Below are 21,614 nucleotides of genomic sequence, written 5' to 3'. Positions count from 1 at the left end.
ACCAGTGCTAGACTGTTTTCAAAAGTTTTAATGATGAACAAAATAAACCCATTGGAAGATAGATCCAAAAATCTTCCCTAATACGATGGCCATAATTAATATGGTAATTTCTCCATCTAATCGGATTCTTTTGGCGAGAATGGGGAAGACATTTAATACCTCTGTAAGAGCGGCAGCCAACATTCCATAAAAGGTCCCACCGGTCAATCCTAGAAAAATTAATGGGAAGGAAGGAATGTTTAAAACGGGGTCCCTTAGGCTCGCTCCTACCCCCGTGAGTGCTCCTAAGAATACTGCCCATTCATAATGTTGAATCATTTTCATTGTTTTACTAAGTTGTGTTAGTCTCGGGATAACTCCGAGCACCGTAAGAAAAGCTACAAAACCAGAACCCACCGCCAGTCCGCTTGCTACACCTAAAAAGATAATCGCTAAAATACTAATCATCATTGATTTTTTTTATACTTTCTTTATTTTCATGGATAATTACGTAATTATCTAAATCCATTTGGTAATTAAACATTTCTACTTCTAGAGGACTGGGTTCTTCATTAATACGTTTCTTAAAAACATGGTTAAAAAATAGTATCATTCCTAAGCCTAAACCAATAGAATAGGGGATTTGAAACAGTAATGGTTTTGTTTCTTTTTTTCCAGTAATGATGGTATATAATTTTTCTTGGACACTCTTCATACTTACATCATCATGAAAATTCATGATTGCCATGGCAGAACCAAAAAATAAGAGAAACCATATTAAAAGAAAATAGGGAATGAAAACTCTCTTTTTCTTATACGTAACTTCAATGATGGTTTGCGCAGGACCAATGGTTTGAACTTCCATTTCTCCAAATTCTCTTTTTAATATGTGGATTACTTTCATGACATCTATGATGACTATATTCTGGTCCGCATCTGTTAATTGATGGATCATCATAGTTTGTAAATGTGAAAGAACTTCATCCGGGGCAATGACTTGGGCAATATCCTTTAACAATACTTTTTCTTCAGGCGGTGTTTGGACACGATTCCGCATGCGGATGTATATTGTTTCTTCCAAAACATTCACTTCCCACACAATGATTTCCTCGTATAAATAGTATGAGTAATAAGCATTTTTTTCATGAAATCCAAAAATTTCCAAAGTTATTCAACAAATGAAAAACCGTATGAATCAGAGATCCATACGGCCTTTCATTTGCTGCAATATTTTTTTTTCAAGTCGCGATACTTGTACCTGAGAAATCCCGAGCCTAAGGGCGACTTCAGATTGTGTTTGGTCCTTATAATATCTTAAATAGACAATAAGTCTTTCACGTTCATCCAATTCACGGATAGCTTCCTTTAAGGCAATTTTATCAAACCATTTTCCATCATTACCGTCATCAATTTGGTCAAGTAATGTAATCGGGTCCCCGTCATTTTCATAAACGGTTTCATGAATGGAAGAAGGTGTCCTACTTGCTTCTTGAGCAAGGATTACATCCTCCGGTGTCAGCTCAAGATGGGCTGATATCTCGTTAACTGTCGGAATTCTTCCAAGCGTTTTCGATAAATCATCCTTCGCTTTTCTGATTTTGTTTCCCATTTCTTTCAGTGAGCGGCTAACCTTAACGGTTCCATCGTCACGGATAAATCGCTGGATTTCACCAATAATCATTGGAACTGCATATGTCGAAAACTTTACATCATATGAAAGGTCAAATTTATCAACTGATTTTAATAATCCGATACACCCAATCTGGAATAGGTCATCAGGGTCATAGCCCCGATTAAGAAACCGTTGGACAACAGACCAGACCAGACGCATATTCTTTTCAACGATTAAATCCCTTGATACTTGGTCTCCGTCTTGGCTCTTTTTGATGAGCTCTTTTACTTCATGGTCCTTTAAATATGTTTGACCTTTATTGTTCTTAACCTCCACATCCATTGGCAAGTCTCCTTAATTGCAAAGCATTTTGCGGTTTTGTAAATGCTTTCGTAATCTAACCTCGGTTCCTCGACCTGGCTGTGAATGAACCTCTACCTCATCCATGAAATTCTCCATGATAGTAAAACCCATACCGGAACGTTCTAAGTCCGGCTTTGTTGTAAATAATGGCTGACGAGCTTCTTCCACATCTACAATTCCCATTCCAACATCTTTTATTGTCAGATCAATTAAACTATCTTCAATGATTACTTGAATATAAACAATTCCATTTGGGTCATTTTCATAACCATGTATAATTGCATTGGTCACGGCTTCTGACACGACTGTTTTGATTTCTGTCAACTCATCCATATTAGGATCTAGTTGTGCTATAAAAGCTGCAACAGTTACACGGGCAAAGGACTCATTTTGACTTAATGCACTGAATTGAAGATTCATTTCATTCTTCACTCAGGCCACCCCCAATCTTTGCAATGCAAATTCTTCTGTCGGTTCCATTTTTATGATTTTGAATAAACCAGACATATCGAATAATCTTTGTATTGCAGGGGAAATTGCACAAACCACCATTTCACCGTGCACCTGTTTAATTTGTTTGTATCTGCCTAATATAACGCCTAAGCCTGAACTGTCCATAAATGAAAGATGTTCCAGATTTAAGACAATATGACGAATATCATTTTTTTCAATAACTGCAATCGCTTTTTCGCGAAGTTCATCCGCGGTGTGGTGATCTAATTCACCGCTTAAACGAATACATAGAACGTCATGTTTTGTTTCCATATTAATATTAAGACTCACTATCCACGTCCTCCTTAATCTGGTATAGTGAGTCAATTCTCTTTACGGGTGTAAATATCCTTCTCCAAATACAAAACTAGTCGTTTTTCGCTAAAAGAAGTGACATATCTAGTTATTTCGACACCGAAAACCGGAAGTGCCGGTTATTTACCTGCCTTTGTAAACATACCGAAGGAACGTTTATATAGGGTCCACCATCCAGCTTCTTTTACATTTTTATTTGCTAATAAAGGACTTTCTAAAAACACTTCTCCATCCTTAATCAACTTTATGGTCCCTACTTTATCACCTTTATGAATTGGGGCATTAAGATTTTTAGTGATAATCACCTTACGCTTTACATCCCCTGTTTTTTCGCCCTTTTTAGTCAGCAAGGAAATTGGCTCACTTGTTACAGCCTCCACAGACTTTTCCTGTCCTTTGCTTATTCTCACTTGGGCAATTGTCTGGTTACGTTTATACATAGGGCGTGTTTGATATTGGTTGAAGGCATAGTTAAGCATTTTTGTTACTTGGGCATTTCTTTCCTTTGATGTAGGCGCACCAAACACAACTGCAATTACGCGCATGCCGTTCTTTTGTGCTGTTGCTGTTAAGCAGTACTTCGCTTCTGCAGTAAAGCCGGTTTTGAGTCCGTCCACACCAGGATAAAAGCGCACCAATTTATTGGTATTAACAAGCCAGAATTTTTTGTCTGTATCTTCACGAAGATATGCTTCATACATCCCAGTGAATTTCGTAATGTCTTCATATTTTAATAGTTCTTTCGCCATAATAGCCATATCACTTGCAGTGCTGAAATGACCACTGACCGGGAGTCCCGTCGTATTTTTAAAGTAAGTATGTTTTAAGCCAAGTTCTTTGGCCTTATCATTCATCATGTCAACAAATGCTTCTTCTGACCCTGCAATTCTCTCAGCCATAGCAACAGAAGCATCATTTCCAGAACCAATTGCAATTCCTCTTAACATTTCCTTGGTGGTCATTTCTTCGCCAGCTTCAAGAAAAATTTGCGAACCGCCCATCGAGGCAGCATACTCACTTGCTCTGACTTTTTCATTCCAAGTAAGTTTTCCTTGATCGATTGACTCCATAATTAAAAGCATCGTCATAATTTTGGTCATACTTGCAGGTGGAAGCTCTTCATTACTGTTTTTCTCATAAAGCACTTTACCGGTATCACGTTCAATTAAAATAGCGGATTTTACATTGTTGACGATATCAGCATTCTTCTTTTCTTCAGCATTCTTTTTTTCTTCAGCTGCAAAAGCAGATGTACTCATTAAACTTGTAAGTAAAAAAAATGTCACTATCGCAGAGACAAATCGTTTCATTCGCATAACCCTCCATTCTTTATAGCATCCATTTTTTCCAAAATTAATAACTTTATACAATTATTTCCTCATAGAGAAAATAAAAATAGGGTGTCAGGCACCATGTGAATTTTTCACATGGTGCCTGACACCCTTTAACCTCTTTTATTCTGTTATTTCTTCATGGACAAGGATTGGTGCGTTTATTTTTGTTGCTGAAATTTTAATATTATGATAAAGCTTTGTTTTTACTTCTTCTACATTTTCGAAGTTGCTGTAAATCGTTACTAATGATTCGCCTTTTTTGACTTGGTCACCGATTTTCTTTCTTAAGACAAGGCCCACTGCTAAATCAATAACAGATTCCTTCGTTGCTCGTCCAGCTCCAAGGATCATCGCCGCTGTACCAACCTCATCTGCAACAATTTCGGATACATAGCCATCTTCTTTGGCTTCAAGTTCAAAGGTATACTTTGCTTGAGGCATTTTTGAAGGGTCATCAACAATTGATGCATCCCCACCTTGTGAGCTTAAAAATACTTTTAATTTTTCAAGTGCTGATCCGTCCTTTATGACACCTTCAAGCAGGGTGCGTGCTTCTGCTAATGAGCTAGCCTTTTCAGCTAAGTAAACCATGTGGCTGCCTAGGGTTAAACAAAGCTCTGTTAAGTCTTCAGGACCTTCACCCTTTAAAGTATCAATCGCTTCTTTGACTTCAAGCGCGTTACCAATCGCAAAACCAAGTGGTTGACTCATGTCAGAAATAACAGCCATTGTTCTTCTGCCAACATTGTTCCCAATTCGTACCATTGCTCTTGCCAATTCCCGAGAATCATCAAGTGTCTTCATAAATGCACCCGCGCCGGTTTTGACATCAAGAACTATAGCATCTGCACCCGCTGCTATCTTTTTACTCATGATAGAACTTGCGATTAGTGGAATGCTATCAACAGTTGCTGTCACATCACGTAAAGCATAAAGTTTTTTATCTGCAGGAGTTAAATTTCCACTTTGACCAATAACAGCAATCTTATTTTTATTAACAAGGTCGATAAATTCTTCATTTTCAATTTCAACATGGAAGCCTTTTACTGCTTCTAATTTATCAATTGTTCCTCCGGTATGGCCTAAGCCTCGTCCCGACATTTTTGCCACAGGTACACCAAGTGCAGCAACCAGAGGTCCAAGAACTAGGGTGGTTGTGTCGCCTACACCGCCAGTAGAATGTTTATCAACTTTAATTCCCTCAATTTGTGATAAATCAATTTGATCGCCTGATTCAACCATGGCCATGGTCAAATCGGCTCTTTCCTGTTCCGTCATCCCTTTGAAAAAAATAGCCATCGTTAAGGCGCTAACTTGGTAATCTGGAATCGACCCATCGGTATATCCTTTAATAATAAAATTTATTTCTTCTGTTGATAGTTCCTGCCCATCTCTTTTCTTCTCTATTAAGTCAACCATTCTCATTATAATCACCACTTTACGAAATTTTCTTATAACAGAATTTATATCACGCCGCTAACCGGGCGCTTCCGCTTTCTTATTAAGCGATCGTTTTTACAATTTCTTTTATATATTGAAGAAAATCAGCTTTCACTCTTTCCGTTGTTTCAATAACTTCATCATGGGTAAGTGGTTGATCAAGAATTCCTGCCGCCATATTCGAAATACAAGAAATTCCAAGAACCTTCATACCACTGTGACGGGCAACGATTACTTCTGGTACAGTCGACATTCCGACTGCATCTCCGCCCAAAGTGCGCACCATTCGAATTTCAGCAGGCGTTTCATAAACAGGCCCAGGATTTCCGAAATAGACGCCCTCTTTCACCTTGATATTTAAGCGGTCGGCAATTTCCCTTGCCACAGCACGTAATTCTTTCGTATATGCCTCTGACATATCAGGGAAACGGACACCAAACTTGGCATCATTCGGTCCTATTAATGGATTTGTGCCCATATTATTAATGTGATCGGATATAATCATTAAATCACCTGCAGAGAAGGTTTCATTTACTCCGCCCGCTGCATTGGTTACGATTAACATCTCAACCCCGAGTTCCTTCATGACGCGAACGGGAAAAGTTACTTTTTCCATACTATATCCTTCATAGAAATGGAACCTTCCTTGCATGGCAACAACCTCTACTCCACTTAATAGACCAAACACTAATTGTCCAGCGTGACCTTCAACTGTAGAAATTGGGAAGTCAGGTATCTGATTATATGGAATTTTTACATGGTTCTCAATTTCATCCGCTAGGACACCAAGACCAGATCCTAAAATAAGACCAATTCTGGGCGTACTCTCATATTTTTGTTTTAAAAATCCTGCAGCATTTTGAATTTTTTCAGCATTCATTTTTATACCCCTTTTGAATTTAATTCATTTAAAAAACTTTTTCCGAAGTTAGGTAGTTTCACATTGAAGTTTTCAGCAACAGTTGCCCCAAGGTCCGCAAAGGTCTCTCTGATCGGGAGTTCCTTCCCTCCGTTCATGCCTTTTGAATAAACAAGTAAAGGTACGTATTCACGTGTATGGTCCGTACCTGGTGCAACTGGGTCATTTCCATGGTCTGCAGTAATCATTAATAGGTCGTCGTCTTTCATTTTTGCAAACACTTCTGGCAGGCGTGCATCATATTCTTCCAGTGCTTTACCATAGCCTTCTGGGTCACGGCGGTGGCCGTATAAGGCATCAAAGTCAACTAGATTTATAAAACTAATACCTGTAAAATCCATATCCAATGTTTCCACTAACTTATCCATTCCATCCATATTAGAAACTGTTCTAAGTGATTGAGTTACACCTTCTCCATCATAAATATCGGAAATTTTTCCGATCGCAATGACATCGAAGCCAGCATCTTTTAATTCACTCATAACTGTACGATCAAATGGTTTTAATGCATAGTCGTGACGGTTAGAAGTACGTTTAAAATTTCCTGGTTCTCCCAAGAAAGGTCTAGCAATGACACGGCCAACCATGTACTTCTCGTCAAGAGTCAATTCACGAGCGATTTTGCAGATTTTATATTGCTCTTCAATGGGAATGATTTCTTCATGGGCAGCTATCTGAAGGACAGAATCTGCAGAAGTATAGACAATCAATGCACCGGTCTTCATATGCTCTTCGCCCAACTCCACGAGGATCTCAGTGCCACTTGCAGGCTTATTGCCGATAATTTTTCTGCCTGTTCGTTTTTCTAATTCAGAGAGGAGCTCATCTGGAAAACCCTCTGGGAATACACGGAAAGGGGTTTGAATATTCAAACCCATTATTTCCCAGTGACCTGTCATGGTATCTTTTCCGTTAGAGGCCTCCATCATTTTTGTATAATACGCTAACGGTTTTTCTGCTTTTTCAATTCCTTTAACTTCACGGATATTACTTAAGCCTAACTTGCCCATATTTGGCATGTTCAGACCATTCATTCTTTCCGCAATATGACCAAAAGTATCTGCGCCCTTGTCACCAAATTTTTCAGCATCTGGTGCTTCACCGATACCTACCGAATCCATTACGATAATAAAAATACGTTTATATGTATTTGCAGCCATTCAATTCTTCCTCCTTTTTCCGTAGAAAACGTTTGCAAATATTAACATTACACAAGAATAGGTTACCCTCTTTTGTTTAGTATTATAAACTAATCTAAATCTATTCGTCAGAAGTCTGACATCTCTATTGTACTAAATGTTTTAGAAATTACAAGGAAAAAGCCACCGAATTTCAGGCAGCTTTTTGACAATTATATGATTTTTATAGAACTCTCATTCTATTAAGCTCGAGGATGAAATTTACTATATACGTCTTTTAACTTTGTTTTTGAAACATGTGTATATATTTGTGTGGTAGAGATATCTGCATGACCTAACATTTCTTGGACTGCTCGTAAATCAGCACCATTTTCTAACAAATGCGTTGCAAAAGAATGGCGAAGGGTATGTGGTGTTAGTTCTTTATCTATTCCGGCTTCTCTAGCGAGCTTTTTCAATATTTTCCAAAACCCTTGGCGTGTTAGCTGCTTTCCTTGATGGTTTAAAAACAAAGCATGATCTTGTTGCTTTGCGGATGTAAACCGATGTCTCCCATCTTCCAGGTAATGTTTTATGGCATCAGCTGCAGCACGTCCAATGGGAATAATTCGTTCTTTATTCCCGGTACAACGAACAAACCCCATCGTTAACTGAATATTATCAATCTCAAGACCTATTAGTTCACTAACACGGATACCTGTAGCATATAGCAGTTCAAGCATAGCCTTGTCCCTTATTCCAAAATGATCTTGTGTATTAGGTGCGTCCAGCAGGATTTCTACTTCTTGTAAACTCAATACATTGGGCAGTGATCTTTCAAGTCTGGGTGTTTCTATTTGAACAGATGGGTCTTGATCTGTTGCCTTGGCCCTTAATAAAAATTGATGAAATGCACGGACAGAGGCGATGTGCCGTGCCAATGTTTTCGAGGATTTCCCCTGTTCTTTTAGAAATCTTAAAAAGTGGACAATATGTACACGTTGTACATCATTTAAAGAATGGACGGATTCGACATTTATCAAATAATGAAGATAGTTTTTTAAATCTCTCTCATACGCCATAATTGTGTTTTTGGCTGAACCTTTTTCAACGGTTAAATAATCCATAAAATCCTTTATTTGCTCGTCCATCGCATTTACTCCCCATTTAAATAAAACAACATCAGCCGATCTAACAAGGAAGAATCCTCCTCATACACTGCGTTCGAAACTTTTAGCGCAGCTCCTTCCGGTTCATCATAGCGATGATAATTTTGATATTCTTCATTTACCAACATAATACCATAATAGAAAAGAATCGTGCACCCTGTGAATATGATAAAGACCTTTAAGGTTTTTAATGCTGCTTTTAAAAATAAGATCATCCCGCTTCCCCCAATTTCCAATCATCTAGTAAAATGTATGCCAAAATAGATAAATTTTATACCTAGTCATTGGTAATATGGTGAAGTTCTTTTTTAATCTGTTAAACTTGGCTGTTGATTTCCGCTCCAATCAACATGGCTCTAAAATCAACAATGACGTTAACATAGCCTTTTACTAAAAAGAAAAAAGCCCTTTTCAAGGAGCTTTCTTTGGTTAATCCGCTTTTTCGTCCTCTTTATCTTTATCCTGGCATCGGTAACAGATCCCATGAAAAGTGAGGCGATGATCTTTTATTTTAAAATTCCATTTGCGTTCCACAACTGCTTCTACATCTTCAAGTAAATCCTCTTGAATTTCATCAACGGCACCACATTCAATACAAACAAGATGATGATGAAAATGGGCTGCACCTTCCTGGCGAAGGTCATAGCGAGAAACCCCATCCCCAAAATTTATTTTATCAACAATTTTTAATTCCGTTAATAATTCCAACGTCCGATAAACAGTTGCTAAACCAATTTCAGGCGATTTTTCTTTCACGAGGAGGTATACATCTTCCGCACTTAAATGATCCTCTTCATTTTCCAATAAAACTCGAACGGTTGCCTCACGCTGAGGTGTTAGTTTATAGCTTGCTGAATGCAACTGTTTCTTAATTCTTTCAATTCTAGTTTCCATCCTGAAGTCCCTCCCTCGCCACTGTTAATTCTCATTATAACAGATGACAATTGAGAATCAAAATAAAATTATTATAAACTGCAATAAACAATAATCTATATTAAGTATTATATAATAATTATTTTAAAACGGTTGAACTAATGATGGTTTTCATTAACCAAGGCGAAAGATAGGCCTCTATCCCAGATGCTGCAGTTATAAATATTACCGCTACTATCAAGGTTAAAATATAACTTTTAAAAAAAGGAAGGATTGGCTGGGCATATTTTTTCATAAACTGCTTTTTGATCATTCGAAGTGAGAAAATCACTGATAATGCTGCCATCATTATAAATACGGGAATAATAATCAGATTCTGAGGCAAAATCGAAACAAATGCGAGCATAAAGCCCTGCCAGCCCATTTGACTGACAAGAAAACCCACGGTAAACCCAACTACCATTCCTTTAATAAATAACAGAATAAGAATCACTGGAAGACCGATGATTGAAATTCCTAGTATCCACATAAGCCCAATAAACTTACTATTATGGAAAAGGCTTTGCAGGAATAAATCATTGTCTTCTGCTTCTTTTCCGCTCGAGACTTGGCCAAAAAATTGTGATAAATAGTAGAATAAATCTTCCTTCTGAGTAATGCTCATACTGTTTACAACAATTGCCCCAAAGATTACTCCCATTAAAAATAAGACAACAATAAACAAAAAAATTGAGGAATGCTCACGGAAATAACTAGCGGCATCGGACTGGTACAATCGTTTTTTCATTTGCGTATCCTCCTACTATTCTCAGTTCAGTTAATACATTGTATGCCAGTCTAGTATATCTATTCCCACATTTTAATAGATTACATAATAAAACCCGATAGCTTTATGCTACCGGGGTTCATCTTTTTTTAGTCTGAAATTTTTCCGTATTTCCCACCGCCGCCGGCTGCTAGATTTACTTTACCCGCTCTTGCTTTTAGGATAAGGTCGGCGATTCTTTCCGGGACAACCTCTTTCAATCCTTCATATGGTACATCATGCAAAATCGCCATTTCACTCCCAAAATGATCAACCAGCTTCTCAAGTAAGCGAGGTCCTAAGCCAGGGATAAACTCCAGCGGGACTTGATGGATATAGGGCGGACGGTCTTCTGGACCTTGTTCAGCCGTTTTCAGTTCAAGTATTCTGTCAGCTACACCTTTAATAATTTTCTTATTTCCACATTGCGTACATATTTGATCCTCATCAGCAGCAGGATGATGGCATTCTGCACAAACTGTTTTATGGTATTTACCGAGCAATGGATCAAGACCATAATTTGCTATAATTTTACGTCCATCTTCCTTCTTTAATGCTTTCTGCAACTCTAAAAATGTTGGTTCCTTCATCGCAATGACTTGGTATTCACGGGCTATTTTTGCAAGCGAATGGGCATCAGAATTCGTAACAAATGTATAGTCATGTAATTCCTTTATTTGATCCGCCATAGTCGTATCAGAACTTAATCCAAGCTCAATTGCGTCAATCAATTCCGGGTCCAATACCTCAGTAAGTGAATGATTCACACCTTTCCCGTATAAACTTTTAAAAGGCGTGAAAACATGAGCAGGAATGAAGATTCCACCTAATTCTTTTACCTTTTTTTGCAAAACAAGACCCGTTGCATAGATCCGTTGTGAGCTCAGTTGAATATTTTTTAAGTGACCTGACAGCCAGAATGAGAACTCCCTCATCACGGAAAGATTCGGAAAAAACATAAGCAAGTGGATTGGGCCGTTAGATTGTTCGTCATAAATCTCCAATTCAGAACCGGGAATAACAGTTAAATCACCAAACACTAACCCACCGTCCGGATGTTCCACTACATCTCCACTTTGGATAAGACTTTCCATTTCAAGGATGACTTCAGGCGAATGGCTATCGATGATCCCAACCATATTAAGTCCCTTTTCGTGTCGTGCATGCTCAATGATATTCGTAAACGTTAGAGACTTGGCACCGGTGATTTTTACCGGCTTCCCTGTCCAGGTACGTCCAATGTGTATATGTAAATCTACATAGTAGCGATTCATTTATTTTTCAACGCCTCTTGCAATTGTAAGTATTGAACAGCAAAAATCGTTTTAGCATCATATATTTTTTGTTCTTTTACATATTGAGCTGCTTCTTCCAGAGTTAATTCCTCTAGATTAACAAACTCGTCCTCATCAAGTGCTGCTGCATTTTCTTTTTTGCTTAGTCCTGTCGCAACATAGACATGAACGATTTCATCGGCAAATCCCGGCGAGGTGTAAAAAGAAGTAAGCCATTCAAGGCTCTCGCACTCATAGCCTGTCTCTTCCTCCAGTTCACGGCGAGCACAAAGCTCAGGCTCTTCCCCTTTTTCCAGCTTTCCGGCGGGAATTTCAACAATGGTTCGTTCCAGTGCTTTCCGGTATTGTTCAACCATTACTACTTTCTTGTTGTCGGTAATGGCTAAAATAGCGACAGCCCCGGGATGTTTAATGATCTCCCGTTTCGATTGTTTCCCGTTCGGAAGCTGTACATCCTGTAAATGAAGACTGATTACTTTTCCTGAGAAAATTTCTTCACTATGAAGTGTTTTTTCTTCGAGATTGCTCATATGGGTCACTCCTGTTCTATTCCTTTAATCTGCTCATACATTTTACCATACTTTATTTGGAGGGGGATGGAATGAAGGTGTACGTTCATGATAAAGGAATCATTCTTGTTGGAAAAGGATGGGAAATACTTCAGAAACTAAAAGAATACAATAAAGATTATTTCACCGTTTCCGAATGGATTGAAAAGGTGAATCAAAAATAAAGTCTTTCGATTGTAGTCTGTCCTTTTCTTTAATAAAATTGTAGAAAAGGACGGGGTGAGTTTTTGAAAAAGAGAAGACTAGGAAATTCAGATTTATATGTGTCAGAACTGGGGCTTGGTTGTATGTCGATTGGAACCGAGGAGAAAACCGCAAGGAAAATTATTGAGGCCTCACTTGAGGAGGGGATTAATTATTTCGATACGGCCGATTTATATGATTTTGGTGAAAATGAAAAAATAGTTGGGATAGCATTGAAGGAAGTCCGTGAAAACGTCATTATTGCAACAAAGGTTGGGAATCGCTGGAGTCAAGATCAGAAGGGATGGTCATGGGACCCTTCGAAGTCCTATATAAAGGAAGAAGTCAAACAAAGTCTTAACCGACTGGGTACCGACTATATCGATCTTTATCAGCTACACGGCGGGACAATCAATGATCCAATTGATGAAACTATTGAAGCGTTTGAAGAATTAAAAGCTGAAGGTTATATTCGCTACTATGGCATTTCATCAATTCGACCAAATGTTATAAGGGAATATGTTAAAAAGGCCAGTATCGTATCAGTAATGATGCAATACAGTATTTTAGACCGCCGCCCTGAGGAAGAAGCCTTGCCACTGCTAGAGGAACATGGGCTTAGCGTTGTGACCCGCGGACCGCTCGCAAAAGGTCTTTTAAGTGATAAAATGCTTGAGAAGGTAACTGAGAAGGGGTATCAAGACTACAGCTTAACCGAGTTGAATGACGTCTTGCCGTTGTTAAAGGAAAAGGTAGCAGCCACACGCTCTTTTACAGAGATAGCCCTACAGTATAATCTGGCCCATCCTGTTGTAGCCTCTGTTGTTGCCGGGGCTAGTAGTCCTGAACAAATTAGGAGTAATGCGAAAGCGGTCAGAAGTCAGCCGCTTTCTGAGGAAGAAGTTTCAGTAATTAGAGAGTTAACGAAGGCTGGCATTTATAAAGAACATCGTTAAAAGGAGAGCGTTCGTACGCCCTCCTTTTTATATTGTTTTTATTTAAACTCCTTCCAGTTCATGCCGCTCTCATTTAATAGTTCTGCAAATGATTTGTTTTTTTCTTTTAATCGTCTTTCTTCTCTCTTTCTTACCTCTTCGTCTTCTTTTCTTTTTTCTTCTGCTGCTCTAAGCTGTTCTTGTTGTTCTTTTAGTTGCTTGAATAAATTTGGGTTGATCATATCGCCAAGCGTTACCGCTGAATCATCTTTTTTGGGTTTCGATTGATTTTTTTGTTTAGATTGCTTTTTCATTCAAAACGCCTCCATCATCAAAATTTCATTTATATTATACCATGTCACCAAGCATCGCCTATATAAAAAAGCAGGCTATGCTTAATCATAATCAGCCTGCTCTTACTTGTTATTTTAATAAGCTTCAAGTACCACGTTTTCGTCCACATACAATGTGGCTTCAGTAGAATTGACAACATCCTCAATCGTATACCCTTTAGCAACTTCCACGAGCCTTAGCCCAGAATCCGTTACATCCATGACCGCACGCTCGGTAATAATTCGATTAACTACCCCTTTACCTGTTAAGGGAAGCGTACATTGTTTCAATATTTTTGATTCACCCTTTTTATTTACATGCTCCATGATAACAATTATTTTTTGTGCTCCGTGGACAAGGTCCATCGCACCACCCATTCCTTTTATCATCTTTCCAGGGATCATCCAGTTAGCTAAGTCACCTGTTTCAGATACTTCCATTCCACCGAGTATCGCTAAGTTGACATGCCCGCCGCGAATCATCGCAAACGATTCGGCGCTATCGAAATAGGCTGCACCACTAATTGCCGTAACGGTCTCTTTACCGGCATTGATTAAATCTGGGTCCACCTCATCCGCACCTGGATAGGGTCCGATGCCAAGAAGACCATTTTCAGACTGCAAGACAACCTGTTTATTTGCTGACATAAAATTAGCAACTAGAGTTGGCATACCTATGCCTAGATTTACATAAAATCCGTCTTCTATTTCCTTCTCAGCCCTTATCGCAATTCTCTCTCTAACGGAGACAATTTCATTCACCATTGCGCTCTCTCCCTTCTCCCAACACTATTTTCTCACTGTCAATCTCTCAATCCGTTTTTCCTGTGTTCCTTCGATAATTGTTTGTACATAGATACTAGGGGTATGAATAAAATTAGCATCTAATTCGCCAATTTCATAAAGTGTTTCCACTTCAGCAATCGTTACTTTTCCAGCAGCTGCAATCATCGGATTGAAGTTTCGCGCTGTTTTGTGATAAACGAGATTTCCCATTTTGTCGCCCTTCCATGCCCTAACAAGACTAAAGTCGGCAGTTAGTGCCTCTTCCAAAAGGTATTCTCTCCCGTTAAAAATCTTTGTTTTTTTCCCCTCTGCAATCGGTGTTCCTACCCCAGCAGGTGTAAAAAATGCTGGGATCCCAGCCCCACCTGCCCTGATTTTTTCAGCCAATGTGCCTTGAGGCGTCAATTCTACTTCGAGTTCGCCTGTTAATACCTGTCTCTCAAACTCTTTATTCTCCCCGACATAGGAGCCAATCATTTTCTTGATTTGTTTATTATTTAAAAGAAGTCCTAAACCCCACTCATCAATCCCGCAGTTATTTGAAATAACTGTTAAATCCTTTACGCCTTTTTCTGCCAATGCAAGTATCAGGTTTTCCGGTATGCCGCACAAACCAAACCCACCAACCATTAATGTAGCCCCATCATGAATACCGGCAACTGCATCCTGGAAGGATGTACATATTTTTTTCATCCTGTTTTCTCCCCTTATCCCCATTTTCCCTTTACTATTTCTCTCAAAATCACAGAAAATCCTCTTATTTTGTCAAAATTTCTATTATTCTTGCTTTTTTAAAATTAACCCCACTACAATGAAAGTATGATTATCAGAGGGGGAAAATGAATCCTAAATTTACCTAAAAAGGTTTCAATTATCGAGGTTGGCCCACTTGATGGGCTGCAAAATGAGAGGTTATTCGTACCTACTGACAAAAAAAACAATTTATTATTACCGTCTTCATGCCAAACTGTCTAAATTAAATTTTTCATGAATAATCAATCTTCTACTAATGCATCTTATTAATTGAGACTAGCTTGAAGGGAGGCTGATTATTTTGAGCCAAAAGCGTGATAAAGGGTCCAGCCAAAAGGGAAAAAACTATGCAGACACAGCAGGTGGAGGCAAGCGGGTGATTGCCGCTGAAGAAATCGAAAAAGCCATTCATCCTACCAAAAGACAAAACGCAGAGCAGTAAATCATTCTGTAAACTCGGAAACCGCTCATTGGTGTCAGCGGTTTTCTTTGTGTTAAAATTAAAATGGGTAATTTATGGGCGCTTGGTACTTATTTTACATATGTTATATTAATTCTTGCAGGAGGTGCCAATGGTGAGGAAGGCATTTCGAACTTTGTTTGTCTTGTTGTTTTTCTGGTTATCTCTTGGTTTGTATTTTACAAACCGTCTCATGTATATGAAAAAGAAGGATGAGGAATTAATTTTAAGGCGTGAAAAAGAAGCTGGCCGGTATAATCCCGATGAATTTGATTCTCTCCCAAAACGGGAGGTTGATATTTCTTCGCCTTTTGGATACACGATTAAAGCCCAGCTCGTAGAACCGCACCAGACCAACCGCTATATCATTATTTCTCATGGTGTGACCGAAACGAAAATTAATTCCATTAAATATGCAAATATGTTCTTAGAGCGTGGGTTTAATACGTTAATTTATGACCATCGTCGTCACGGGGAATCTGGCGGCAAAACAACTAGTTTTGGTCATTATGAAAAATTTGATTTGAAGACAGTCGTCGATTGGCTCAAAAAAGAAAAAGGACCTCAACTTGAACTGGGAATTCACGGCGAATCGATGGGCGCAGCTACCATGCTGTTATATGCTGGACTCCTTGAGGATGGGGCAGATTTTTATATTGCCGATTGCCCATTTTCTGATTTTAAGGAGCAGTTGGCTTATTTGATTAAAAAGGATTTCAAGCTCATCCCTGGTCTTTTGCTACCGCTTGGGGATGCCCTTTTACGCCTTCGGGACAAATATTCGATCCGAAATGTTTCCCCAATTTCGGTCATTGAAAATATCAAACATCCGATTTTGTTCATTCACAGCCAAAAGGATGATTTTATCCTTCCTACCATGACAAAGGATTTATTTGAGCATAAAAAGGGTCCTAAAATGCTTTTTTTAGCGGCTAACGGCCGACATGCCCAGTCCTTTAATGAAAACCGGGCTGATTACGAACGGGTGATTGATGAATTTTTACAAAAATATGTTGATCATCCATTGCCAAGCTAAAAACAGACTATCCATCATGGATCAGTCTGTTTTTTCTTTAATTATAAGGCTCATACGGCCATTTAGGATTTGTTGCGGACTCTTTAGTTGAAAGCAATTGCACGCTTTAGAAAAGTCAATTTTCATTTGCTCATCGAAAAAGACCATTTTTGATTTTTCTGCATAAACCGTCCGGTCATTTGTTTCAATAGCTATATCATCATTATCTAATTCTGGTATAAACCACAAAGCCACTACCCCGTTTACGGCACAGCCACAGCCGTCTGTATCGTATTTTAGCTTTAAGTAGCCTTCTCGACCGTCAATTCGCTCATTTATTTTGTTAGCTGCCTCTGCAGTAATAGTTATCTCCAAGTTTATTGCCCCTCTCATTTAGCATATGGTGATTGTACCACATGTTACGAGAGGTTGATTCATCTTTGCTCATAGATTTAGATCTCCGTCATCCGAATGTCAGCAATAGCATCCATCGGAATCCGGTGCACCTCATCAAAGCGATCTATCACATGAAGCCTTTGCGTCAGTTCATCCCAGTAATGGATTTTGCCAATCACGATTTCATAGTTCCGATTCCGATAATGGGTGATCGTCACGTACTGATCATATTCAATCGCTTCGGACAAGATCCCGTTCATGAGCTCCAGATGCTGTTCATCCATTTCTCGTTTCTGTTCGTACCGATCTTCTTTCACCCAATCCCTGAGCAATTTCACATGCTCAGGAAGCATCATCGACGTCCATTTGATCCTTCCACGGTCGCGAATCATCCGCCTCTCCTTCTTTCTCAGTATTCAGCCTTAATTATTTGACTACGGTCTAGTTTTAACGCCGCTAAACGGGCACTTCCGCATTTATCTTTTATGTCCACCAACAAGTGTAGCCCGATGCTTAGCCGTTCCAGCAGCCGTATATGAAACCGCGCGCAACAAGGAACCTGAACCAAAGCGTCTGCGAACCGTATCCACCACATAGCCGAGCTCTCGCCTCTTATATGCACCCATGTCGAAAAGATCAAGCTGCAGCTCACGGTCATCAACAATATTACTGATGGCAATCGAAATCTGTCGTACCGTCTTCCCGGTGTAATGCTCATGAAATAATTCCAGACACACACGGTAAAGTTCCATCGTCACATTCGTTGGCTGGCCAATGCTTCTAGAGCGATGAAAACCGCCGCCAAATTCATCCTGGCTGTAGCCGACTCCGAGACTTATCGTTCTCCCTGCTTTTCGATGCGTCCTTGCCCGCCTTGCTACTTCCTCACACATTTCTAAAATGACCGTCTTAATTTCCGCTTCCTCTTTATAGTCCCTTAACAGAATTTGACTTTTTCCAAAGCTGATTTGTCCTTGGATAAGCGGTGCACCCAAATCAGAAAGGTCAACTCCCCAGGCATGATGATAAAGCTGGTTTCCCATGATACCAAATTTCTTTTCCAGCTTTTCTAAATCATAACGGGCTAGCTGACCGACAGTAAAAATGCCCATCCCATTTAATGTTTTTTCGACACGTCTGCCGATCCCCCACATTTCCCTGAGCGGTGACACATTCCAGAGCTTTGTCTGAACATCTTCATATGTCCACTCGGCCACTCCGCTTTTCTTGGCATCAAGATCAAGACATAGCTTTGCCAGTAACATGTTAGGGCCAATTCCAACGGCACACGGCAGTTGAAACTCCCGCTCAATATCATCCCTTATTTTTTTGGCAATCGTGTGAGCATCCCCCCACAAATGAATGGCACCATCGACTTTAATAAAGCTTTCATCGACGCTATAGACATGAATCGCTTCTTTTGGAACATAGCGGTTAAAGACACGAGAAATTTCGGTAGCAATCCGCAAATACGTTGCCATTTTTGGCTCAACAATTTGAATCCTGGGGTCTTGTGGAATCTCAAACATCCGGGAACCCGTTTTGATGCCAAATTCTTTTTTCATACGCGGCGAAGCAGCAAGGACGATACTTCCCTGCCGCTCTTTTTGACCAACCACCGCTAAATAACACTCCATAGGGTCAAGGCCCCACATAACAGCTGAACAGCTGGCATAAAAGCTCTTCATGTCCACACATAAAATTTTATTTTGCGGCAGTGCGCTGTAATCCACCATGGCATTCCCTCACAATCAGAATATCGAACATTCGTTCCTTTTTATTATATTCATTATCATAAGCGAATATGTGTTCGTGTTCAATGGAAATTTTTTGACACCGTTCTTTTATGGAAGTCGAGGAAAACATAGTATAATGGATAGTGAGGTGCATGTTTATGGATAAAAAATTGGTGGCTAAGATGATCAAAAATTGTTTTAAACAGTATTATGAGACGGGGACAATGCCTATTGGAGACAACGATTTGGAGAAGCTAAGCAATCAAATCCTTCAAACGAAAGCAGAGGAACCAACTGCAGATTTATACGAGATTGTGAATGATACGGTATATGAGTATTTAGCAGAGTGATACAAAAAAACCGCACTAGTGAAAAATTCACAGTGCGGTCGTGATGGACCAAACTTTCTTGATTAATTGTTGGAGAAACCAATATGTTCAATACTATTCTGAAAAATTTTCTTTTCGTGATATCAGTGCCAAGACAAAGAGTATGGTTATGATTACCTTTGAAATAAATCGGCAAAAATTTCCATTCAACCGTTAAATAGAGAGGCCGTCCAACGTAGTTCTTCTTCAATAAACTTAAATATGAGGTTGTCAATGATTCAGTTTATGAGTTTTTAACAGGATGACAGCAAAAAACAAAAAGCCTCTAAAAAAGAGGCCTAATTAACTTATAAACTATTTCTGATTAAATGCACGCTTGCCAAGGCGCTCAAACAGCCGCGGGAAGAGGACGTACACAACGCTTCCCATATTCATCCAGCGCGGCAAATTAATCTCCCTTGTTTTCGTCAGCATGCTGTCAACGATCTTCTGAGCGACGTACTCGGGCTTGAGCATAAATCTCTGCACATTTTTAACATACGTGCCTTGTTCATCGGCTATATTAAAAAAATCAGTGGCAATTGGCCCAGGGTTCACCGAAGTCACTTGTACATTATAATCGGAAAGCTCCATTCGCAGTGAGTTTGTGTATCCAAGCACGGCATGCTTAGAGGCTGAATATACACTCGATTTGGGCGTGGCAATCTTACCAGCCTGTGAAGCAATATTGATAATATGACCAAAACGCCGTTCCCGCATTTTCGGCAACACCATGCTTGTGCAGGCCATAAGCCCGACGACATTGACATCAAACATTCCCTTGATTTCATCTATTGTTGCCAAATGGGCTTCCCGGAAAATTCCAAAGCCGGCATTATTGACAAGGATATCAATCTCTCCGATTCTATCGAAAATCCGTTGAAAAACCTCCTGCACCTGAGCTGTATCCGAGACATCCAGCTTGAAAACATCCACTTTTACTTGATACTTTTGCTGTAGTACCGTTTGCAGCTGCTCGAGCTTGCCAATGCTTCGTGCAAGCAGAACAAGATTGGCACCGCTTGCCGCACAAAGCTTGGCGATTTCCGCTCCAATTCCTCCGGAGGCACCCGTAATCACGATATTTTTACCTTTTAAATGTTCCCTAACCATTTCTACACCTCATCTGAGTTGACCCAATGCTTATTGCTTAGCTTGATAAAACACGGGCTTAGTATTCTTACTAATAATCTCCCCGATAGATGATAAATAGTCAAGTTGTGCGACGGTTTCCGAAATTGTCAGCATCAGTTCGCGCTGATAAACAGACGGAAACAGGCGTTTACAGATTTCAAAAACGGTGAGCTGCTCTTCTTTTAACCAGCTATGAACCGTCATTGCCCGCTCGTGTTGGCGTATCAAACGTTTTTCAATCAACTCTGCTAACTGGTAGACTTCCTCGCCGTGACCAGTGTAGACACATTGAACCGGATACAATAGCAGCTTCTTCATGGAGTCATTATGTTGCAACTGCGGTTTCGGTCTTTCTGTTTCACCAGGGGCTGGCGGCTCGAGCAATGGATTTGGTGAAATGTGCGCTAAGATTAAATCTCCGCCAATCAAAATTCCATCCTTTTCCCGGAAAAGCGCAATTTGACTTTGAGCATGACCCGGTGTTTCAATGACCTGCCACTCACTTAGCCCAAGAGGTCTCATTCCCTCAACAAGATGTCCAGTTAGTGACCGGTTACATGAATATTTCAATGTTTTTCTTAACTTAGAAAGTAAAGAAAAATATTCCTCGGGCAACCCGAATTCTAGAAAATGCACACGGAAGAATTCCTCTTGTTCTTGAAAAAAAGCTTCTGTTTGGTGAATCCATCGTTCATTCAAATAATGACCATATACTTCTAACGAATCCGGAAAAAAATCAAGCATCCCAACATGATCGGGGTGATGATGTGTTAGAATCACCTGCTCAATATCAGCAGGACTTAAGCCTAAATCCCCCATTTTCTCCTTCAGTGACATCCAGGACTGTTCCGTTTTTACGCCCGCATCTACAAGCGTTAATCGCTCGCCTTTAATCAAATAGACATTGACATCTCCGACCGCAAAAGGAGTCGGCACCGTAATTTTGGCTATTCCGTCTTTCCATTTTGTCATTACTAAATCCCCTTAACATTATTGTCGAATAAAGAACTCAACGATATAGATATGAACATTATGTGACATTTATTATATATACTAAAGTGTAGCGACTTTTTAACCAATTGTCATTATTTCTGCATAATTTTTTAGAAAAAATAAAAAATTCAATAAATTTATCTATTGACAGATGGGTTGTTTATCTTGCATAATCTAGTAAAATTTGATTCGTTAAAGCGATGAATAAGGCCAGTAAATGAGAAATGGCGAAAGAGAGTG

At 39.5% G+C, this 21,614-nt stretch carries 28 protein-coding genes and 1 pseudogene; 6 read left to right on the top strand and 23 right to left on the bottom strand.

Translation table 11 applies throughout. From position 1 onward, the window contains the following. Positions 1-27 precede the first annotated feature (27 nt). The 15 genes from COE25_RS04795 to COE25_RS04725 all read right to left on the bottom strand — a co-directional run bounded on the left by COE25_RS04795 (position 28) and on the right by COE25_RS04725 (position 12,244). Positions 28-450, bottom strand: a complete 423-nt coding sequence (locus COE25_RS04795; RefSeq protein ID WP_088088856.1) for a stage V sporulation protein AB — start codon at positions 448-450, stop codon at positions 28-30. Then, complete coding sequence (locus COE25_RS04790; protein WP_088090534.1) at positions 440-1,060, bottom strand: stage V sporulation protein AA; 621 nt, start codon at positions 1,058-1,060, stop codon at positions 440-442. The genes COE25_RS04795 and COE25_RS04790 overlap by 11 nt, the downstream gene beginning before the upstream one ends. Positions 1,061-1,174: 114 nt before the next feature. Next, complete coding sequence (sigF, locus tag COE25_RS04785) at positions 1,175-1,933, bottom strand: RNA polymerase sporulation sigma factor SigF (RefSeq protein WP_088088857.1); 759 nt, start codon at positions 1,931-1,933, stop codon at positions 1,175-1,177. A 12-nt stretch (positions 1,934-1,945) separates the two neighbouring features. Further along, entirely contained in the window at positions 1,946-2,386 is a 441-nt protein-coding gene (spoIIAB, locus tag COE25_RS04780) for an anti-sigma F factor (protein ID WP_088088858.1), read from the bottom strand. After that, on the bottom strand, positions 2,387-2,737 hold the full coding sequence (gene spoIIAA / locus COE25_RS04775; RefSeq protein WP_088088859.1) for an anti-sigma F factor antagonist: 351 nt from the start codon (positions 2,735-2,737) through the stop codon (positions 2,387-2,389). Positions 2,738-2,880: 143 nt separating this feature from the next. Then, complete coding sequence (locus tag COE25_RS04770) at positions 2,881-4,071, bottom strand: D-alanyl-D-alanine carboxypeptidase family protein (RefSeq protein WP_088088860.1); 1,191 nt, start codon at positions 4,069-4,071, stop codon at positions 2,881-2,883. A 144-nt stretch (positions 4,072-4,215) separates the two neighbouring features. Next, positions 4,216-5,520 carry a pyrimidine-nucleoside phosphorylase gene (locus COE25_RS04765; RefSeq protein WP_098931532.1) on the bottom strand — a complete coding sequence of 435 codons (1,305 nt, stop codon included), beginning with the start codon at positions 5,518-5,520 and terminating at the stop codon, positions 4,216-4,218. Positions 5,521-5,596: 76 nt separating this feature from the next. Then, positions 5,597-6,415, bottom strand: a complete 819-nt coding sequence (locus COE25_RS04760; protein ID WP_088088862.1) for a purine-nucleoside phosphorylase — start codon at positions 6,413-6,415, stop codon at positions 5,597-5,599. A gap of 2 nt (positions 6,416-6,417) precedes the next feature. Continuing rightward, on the bottom strand, positions 6,418-7,614 hold the full coding sequence (gene deoB, locus COE25_RS04755; RefSeq protein WP_088088863.1) for a phosphopentomutase: 1,197 nt from the start codon (positions 7,612-7,614) through the stop codon (positions 6,418-6,420). Positions 7,615-7,835: 221 nt separating this feature from the next. Continuing rightward, on the bottom strand, positions 7,836-8,723 hold the full coding sequence (gene xerD / locus COE25_RS04750) for a site-specific tyrosine recombinase XerD (protein WP_098931530.1): 888 nt from the start codon (positions 8,721-8,723) through the stop codon (positions 7,836-7,838). Between the two features lie 5 nt (positions 8,724-8,728). Beyond that, positions 8,729-8,956, bottom strand: a complete 228-nt coding sequence (locus tag COE25_RS04745; RefSeq protein WP_088088865.1) for a YqzK family protein — start codon at positions 8,954-8,956, stop codon at positions 8,729-8,731. A 214-nt stretch (positions 8,957-9,170) separates the two neighbouring features. After that, a complete protein-coding gene (gene fur, locus COE25_RS04740; protein WP_088088866.1) occupies positions 9,171-9,635 on the bottom strand; it encodes a ferric iron uptake transcriptional regulator in 465 nt (154 codons plus the stop codon). Between the two features lie 118 nt (positions 9,636-9,753). Next, positions 9,754-10,401 (bottom strand): stage II sporulation protein M, encoded by a 648-nt coding sequence (gene spoIIM, locus COE25_RS04735; RefSeq protein WP_088088867.1) that lies wholly within the window; start codon positions 10,399-10,401, stop codon positions 9,754-9,756. 128 nt (positions 10,402-10,529) lie between these two features. Next, positions 10,530-11,693, bottom strand: a complete 1,164-nt coding sequence (locus tag COE25_RS04730; RefSeq protein ID WP_098931528.1) for an endonuclease Q family protein — start codon at positions 11,691-11,693, stop codon at positions 10,530-10,532. Further along, the gene (locus COE25_RS04725) at positions 11,690-12,244 is read right to left on the bottom strand and encodes an NUDIX hydrolase (protein ID WP_088088869.1); all 555 of its coding nucleotides are present in this window, start codon (positions 12,242-12,244) and stop codon (positions 11,690-11,692) included. Before COE25_RS04725 ends, COE25_RS04730 begins: the two co-directional genes overlap by 4 nt. A 71-nt stretch (positions 12,245-12,315) precedes the next feature. Here COE25_RS04725 and mciZ point away from each other — a divergent pair, with 71 nt between their 5' ends. Next, positions 12,316-12,447: a Z-ring formation inhibitor MciZ gene (gene mciZ, locus COE25_RS04720; protein WP_088088870.1), complete on the top strand. Its 132-nt coding sequence runs from the start codon at positions 12,316-12,318 to the stop codon at positions 12,445-12,447. A gap of 63 nt (positions 12,448-12,510) precedes the next feature. After that, on the top strand, positions 12,511-13,422 hold the full coding sequence (locus tag COE25_RS04715) for an aldo/keto reductase (protein WP_098931526.1): 912 nt from the start codon (positions 12,511-12,513) through the stop codon (positions 13,420-13,422). A 38-nt stretch (positions 13,423-13,460) separates the two neighbouring features. Here COE25_RS04715 and COE25_RS04710 read toward each other — a convergent pair whose 3' ends face one another. The 3 genes from COE25_RS04710 to COE25_RS04700 form a co-directional block, all read right to left on the bottom strand. Then, positions 13,461-13,715 (bottom strand): YqkE family protein, encoded by a 255-nt coding sequence (locus COE25_RS04710; protein WP_088088872.1) that lies wholly within the window; start codon positions 13,713-13,715, stop codon positions 13,461-13,463. A gap of 114 nt (positions 13,716-13,829) precedes the next feature. Further along, entirely contained in the window at positions 13,830-14,498 is a 669-nt protein-coding gene (locus tag COE25_RS04705; protein ID WP_088088873.1) for a 3-oxoacid CoA-transferase subunit B, read from the bottom strand. Positions 14,499-14,522: 24 nt separating this feature from the next. Then, positions 14,523-15,212 (bottom strand): CoA transferase subunit A, encoded by a 690-nt coding sequence (locus COE25_RS04700; protein WP_098931524.1) that lies wholly within the window; start codon positions 15,210-15,212, stop codon positions 14,523-14,525. Between the two features lie 150 nt (positions 15,213-15,362). Between COE25_RS04700 and COE25_RS31355 the strand changes: the two are divergent. The 3 genes and pseudogenes from COE25_RS31355 to COE25_RS04695 form a co-directional block, all read left to right on the top strand. Further along, positions 15,363-15,467, top strand: a pseudogene (locus tag COE25_RS31355) (hydroxymethylglutaryl-CoA lyase); the annotation flags it as partial. A 106-nt stretch (positions 15,468-15,573) separates the two neighbouring features. Then, a complete protein-coding gene (locus tag COE25_RS30520; protein ID WP_168244984.1) occupies positions 15,574-15,714 on the top strand; it encodes a hypothetical protein in 141 nt (46 codons plus the stop codon). A gap of 133 nt (positions 15,715-15,847) precedes the next feature. Further along, positions 15,848-16,768, top strand: coding sequence for an alpha/beta hydrolase (locus COE25_RS04695; RefSeq protein ID WP_088090535.1), 921 nt, complete (start codon positions 15,848-15,850; stop codon positions 16,766-16,768). Positions 16,769-16,789: 21 nt separating this feature from the next. Here the strand turns inward: COE25_RS04695 and COE25_RS04690 are convergent, their stop codons facing one another. The 3 genes from COE25_RS04690 to COE25_RS04680 form a co-directional block, all read right to left on the bottom strand. Further along, positions 16,790-17,122 carry an iron-sulfur cluster biosynthesis family protein gene (locus COE25_RS04690; protein WP_088088875.1) on the bottom strand — a complete coding sequence of 111 codons (333 nt, stop codon included), beginning with the start codon at positions 17,120-17,122 and terminating at the stop codon, positions 16,790-16,792. A gap of 77 nt (positions 17,123-17,199) precedes the next feature. After that, on the bottom strand, positions 17,200-17,535 hold the full coding sequence (locus tag COE25_RS04685; RefSeq protein ID WP_088088876.1) for a YolD-like family protein: 336 nt from the start codon (positions 17,533-17,535) through the stop codon (positions 17,200-17,202). An 84-nt stretch (positions 17,536-17,619) separates the two neighbouring features. After that, complete coding sequence (locus tag COE25_RS04680; RefSeq protein WP_088088877.1) at positions 17,620-18,879, bottom strand: Y-family DNA polymerase; 1,260 nt, start codon at positions 18,877-18,879, stop codon at positions 17,620-17,622. 158 nt (positions 18,880-19,037) lie between these two features. Here COE25_RS04680 and COE25_RS04675 point away from each other — a divergent pair, with 158 nt between their 5' ends. After that, positions 19,038-19,229 (top strand): YqzH family protein, encoded by a 192-nt coding sequence (locus COE25_RS04675; RefSeq protein WP_088088878.1) that lies wholly within the window; start codon positions 19,038-19,040, stop codon positions 19,227-19,229. A gap of 333 nt (positions 19,230-19,562) precedes the next feature. Here the strand turns inward: COE25_RS04675 and COE25_RS04670 are convergent, their stop codons facing one another. Beyond that, positions 19,563-20,360, bottom strand: a complete 798-nt coding sequence (locus COE25_RS04670; RefSeq protein WP_098931522.1) for an SDR family NAD(P)-dependent oxidoreductase — start codon at positions 20,358-20,360, stop codon at positions 19,563-19,565. Positions 20,361-20,390: 30 nt separating this feature from the next. Then, on the bottom strand, positions 20,391-21,353 hold the full coding sequence (locus COE25_RS04665; protein ID WP_098931520.1) for an MBL fold metallo-hydrolase: 963 nt from the start codon (positions 21,351-21,353) through the stop codon (positions 20,391-20,393). Between the last annotated feature and the right edge of the window lie 261 nt (positions 21,354-21,614).

Origin of the sequence: Bacillus sp. AFS031507, from assembly GCF_002584635.1 — a bacterium.
In the GTDB taxonomy this organism is placed as follows: Bacteria; Bacillota; Bacilli; order Bacillales; family Cytobacillaceae; genus Neobacillus.
The sequence above is the reverse complement of the archived record's forward strand: the minus strand, read 5'-3'. Positions and strand labels throughout refer to the sequence as shown.